General features: G+C 32.4%; 1 protein-coding gene. It reads left to right on the top strand.

The annotated features are described in order from the left end of the window. A partial coding sequence (locus B9N65_RS10820) for an NAD(P)/FAD-dependent oxidoreductase (protein ID WP_141083854.1) occupies positions 1 to 442 on the top strand: 442 nt, incomplete at both ends.

A 442-nucleotide genomic window follows, 5' to 3' on the forward strand; every position in this document is an offset into this window, starting at 1 on the left:
ATAAATTTAGTGGCGATGTTCTTTTTACACATAGAGGCATAAGTGGTCCAGCGATACTAAATGCCTCACTCTTTTGGCAAAAAGGTCGAATTTGCATAAATTTTTTGCCTAAATTTAGTGAGAAAAATTTAGTAAATGGTAAAAAACAGCTTAGCTCAGTTTTGCCTTTGCCAAAGAGATTTGTACTGGAGTTTTTAAGAAATTTTGGTTTAAAAGATAGAGCGTTTTATGAATTTAATGATGATGAAAAAAATATCATAAAAAGTCTTTTTGCATATCATTTTGCTCCAGCTGGGACATTTGGCTTTGAAAGGGCTGAAGTTACAAAAGGTGGCGTGAAAACTAATTTTTTAGATGAAAATTTAGAGAGCAAAAGCGTAAAAGGGCTTTATTTTGTAGGTGAAGTTTTAGATATCACTGGTATGCTTGGTGGATATAACTT

It is taken from the genome of Campylobacter concisus, from assembly GCF_002165815.1.
Classification (GTDB): Bacteria; Campylobacterota; Campylobacteria; order Campylobacterales; family Campylobacteraceae; genus Campylobacter_A; species Campylobacter_A concisus_BH.